Annotated in this window: 4 protein-coding genes; 3 read left to right on the forward strand and 1 reads right to left on the reverse strand. The window is 59.2% G+C overall.

The window, feature by feature from the left end:
* On the reverse strand, positions 1-605 hold a 605-nt coding region (locus tag ABR948_RS29145; RefSeq protein ID WP_428124717.1), incomplete at its 3' end, for a thiolase family protein.
* A gap of 197 nt (positions 606-802) precedes the next feature.
* Here ABR948_RS29145 and ABR948_RS29150 point away from each other — a divergent pair.
* From ABR948_RS29150 to ABR948_RS29160, 3 genes are all read left to right on the forward strand, one after another.
* Complete coding sequence (locus tag ABR948_RS29150) at positions 803-1981, forward strand: ABC transporter substrate-binding protein (RefSeq protein ID WP_428124719.1); 1179 nt, start codon at positions 803-805, stop codon at positions 1979-1981.
* 78 nt (positions 1982-2059) lie between these two features.
* Entirely contained in the window at positions 2060-2920 is an 861-nt protein-coding gene (locus ABR948_RS29155; protein ID WP_428124721.1) for a branched-chain amino acid ABC transporter permease, read from the forward strand.
* A gap of 1 nt (position 2921) precedes the next feature.
* A partial coding sequence (locus ABR948_RS29160; RefSeq protein WP_428124723.1) for an ABC transporter permease subunit occupies positions 2922-3418 on the forward strand: 497 nt, incomplete at its 3' end.

A 3418-nucleotide genomic window follows, 5' to 3' on the forward strand; every position in this document is an offset into this window, starting at 1 on the left:
TCCGTGCCGGGACAACACTGAAGCATGGTAATCGGATCGGCGATTATCCTGGAATTGACAACCTGTTCGATCGTGATTCTCTGACAGCTTTGCGCTGCTGGATTCAGTGCACCCGCATCATGCGCCTTCACGGAAACTTGCGCAAAGTCCTGGATTGTCGCGCCCTGCGTCTCCATGAGCCGCCGCGTGGCAAGGGCAAAAACGGACGTGCCGAGAACGCCAGCGGCTTCGTATTCGAATTGGGGAATTGGCGTTCGCGCGACGGGCCTTTCGGTCGCCGAATCTGCGCCAAGCGCTATCCCCACATCGACGATACCGGTCGCAACGTCCTTCCACAATCGCCATACGGCCGCAGCTCCGCCCGCGTGGGCGTCATCGCTGTTCGCCGCCTCGATTCCGGCAATGCCGATATCCGGAGCGGTCGCTTGCCCTGTGATCATTTGGGAGCATTGCTGGTTGGCATAAATGGCCTGCAGCTGAGGCGCCTCAATTCCAGCATCATGCAGCGCTGCCCGAGCGGCCCCGCGGCCGAGAGTCTCGACACTTCGGTGTGGAAATGTCCCAAAGATGCTTTGGCCAATACCAAGCACGCAAACATCTCTCATGACGCTCTTCTCAAGTTTTCGTTCCCGGGAGACGGTGGCATCTCGAGGTGCCGAGTGAACAAGCGAAAGGAAAGCGTAACCTCGGGAGCCGCTTTGATCTGGATCAACGACGGTGTAAAAAGCGTATTATAGTACTATAATAGATTAATTGGACCCCGGTGCAACTAAGCCTGGACCCGCCGACAGGGAGAGAGACCATGATTAGTCGTCGTCACTTGTTGTCGATGGGTGTGTCGGCCGGCGCTGCATCGGCCTTTGGATCGTATGCGCGGCCGTCTTACGCGCAGGCGGGCTCTCTCAAGATCGGCGTGCTGCTCCCGTTCAGCGGCACCTATGCCCCGCTGGGCGAGGCGATCATGCGCAGCCTCGAGCTATACACCAACTCGCATGGCGGTAAACTCGCGGGCCGTAACGTTTCCTATATCAAGGTCGACGATGAATCGGCGCCGCCGAAGGCGACTGAGTTGACCACAAAGCTCATCAAGGGCGAAAAGGCGGATATCCTGATCGGCACCGTTCATTCCGGCGTCGCCATGGCGATGGTCAAGATCGCGCGCGAGGACGGCATCCCAACCATCGTTCCGAACGCCGGCGCCGACATCATCACCCGCGCGATGTGTGCCGAAAACGTGTTCCGAACCTCCTTCGCCAACAGCCAGATTGGCCGAGCGACGGGCGACAGCATGATCAAGGCCGGGCACCGGAAGGCTGTGACCGTTTCCTGGAAATATGCAGCCGGCGAGGAAATGGTCGGTGGTTTCAAGAAAGCTTTCACCGCCGGTCAAGGCGAGGTTCTGAAGGATATCACGATTCCCTTCCCCGATGTCGAATTCCAGTCGGCGCTCGCGGAAATCGCGTCGCTCAAACCGGATTGCGTCTACGTCTTCTTCTCTGGCGGCGGCGCGCTGAAATTCATCAAGGACTATGCCGCGGCGAAGCTTGGAATACCGCTCTGGGGTCCCGGATTTCTCACTGACGGTGTCGAGGCGGAGGCCGGTGCCGCGGGCGACGGAATCAAGACCGTGCTGCATTATGTCGGCGATCTCGACAATCCGGAAAACAAGGCGTTCGTCGAAGCGTTCCAGCAGGCCTACAAGATCCCGCCCGATGTCTTCGCCGTACAGGGTTGGGATGCGGCGCAACTGCTCGATATCGGTCTCAAGGCAGTGGATGGCGACATCGCAAAACGGGCGCAGCTCAATGCCGCGATGGCAGCCGCATCGTTCAACAGTCCGCGCGGTCCGTTCAAGCTGTCATCCGCGCACAATCCGGTGCAGAATTTCTACCTGCGCGAATTGAAGGGCGGCAAGAACAACTATCTCGGTCTCGCCGCCGCGGCGATCGCCGACGATACGGTGGGTTGCAAGCTGGTCTGAACCTGTACAGCGAAGGATGAATGGCGGGAGCGAGCGACCTATTCACCGCTCCATTGTGCAACTCAATGGTGGCGGCCCGTGAGCCTTATCTTCGTTCAACTTCTCAACGGCCTGCAGTCGGGATTGCTCATCTTCCTGGCCGCGAGCGGATTGACGCTGGTCTTTGGCATTCTCGGCGTGATCAATCTTTCTCACGGCTCGTTCTACATGCTCGGCGCCTATCTGGCGCTGAGCCTCACGAACCTGTTCGGCGATATATTCCTTGCGCTTGCGGTCGGGGTACCTCTGGCTTTCCTGTGCGGCTTTCTGATCGAATATCTGTTCATTCGGCATCTCTATAACCGCGATCATTTGCAGCAGGTGCTGCTGACCTTCGCTCTGATCCTCGTTTTCAACGAGTTTCAGCAGGTCGTGTGGGGTTCCTACCCGCATGCGATTCCGGCGCCGTCCTATCTCGCCGACAGCGTGCGCCTGACCGATGGATTGAGCTACCCGGTATATCGCGTGGCCCTGATGGCGATTTGCCTCGCGCTGGCTTTGGCGATGGTCCTGGTGATCCAGAAGACAAGGGTGGGCCGTCTGATACGGGCGGCGGAATCCAACCGCGAGATGGTCGAGGCACTCGGGTTCGATTCGCGCATGATCTTCCGGCTGGTTTTCGCCGCGGGCACGGCATTGGCCGCAGCAGCCGGAATGCTCGCAGCGCCGATCGAGAGCGCCTATCCTGGGGTCGGCGATCGCGTCTTGATCGTTTCCTTCGTCATCGTGGTGATCGGCGGCATCGGATCGATTCGCGGGGCCTTCATCGGATCGTTGCTGATCGGCATGGCCGATGCGTTCGGCAAGGTTTTCATGCCTCAGTTTTCCTCATTCATGATCTACGCGCTGATGGCGATCGTACTGGTCATGCGGCCCGCAGGCCTGTTCGGTCGGGCGTGACATGCTGACGAAGCCAAACCCCAGCGTCATCGTCTTCTTCCTGATACTTTTGGCCTGCCTTGTTGCATTGCCCTTTGTCGCCGGAACCTATCCGGTGAAGCTGATGACGCGCATCATCATACTTGCGACCTTTGTTCTGAGCCTCGATCTTCTCATCGGCATCACCGGCCTCGTCAGTTTCGGCCATGGCGCCTTCTTTGGATGCGGTGCCTATGCCGTTTATTTCGTGTCGCCGGAATCGGAGGCCGCGAATGTCCTTGTGGCGCTCGGCGCGGGGCTCGTGCTCGGCGGGGCGGCGGCGTTCGTGGTCGGGGCCTTTGCGACGCTGACGCGCGGCTTCTACTTCATCATGGTGACGCTGGCGGCCGGGCAAATGATGTTCTCGCTGTTTCACGATACCGACATCGCCAAGGGGTCGGATGGCGCCTTCGTCAATGTAAAGCCCGAACTGGCTTTCCATGGAACGAGCCTCGTCGATTTCTCCGACTGGCACCAGTT

The sequence above is a fragment of the Bradyrhizobium sp. genome (genome assembly GCF_050014615.1).
In the GTDB taxonomy this organism is placed as follows: domain Bacteria; phylum Pseudomonadota; class Alphaproteobacteria; order Rhizobiales; family Xanthobacteraceae; genus Bradyrhizobium.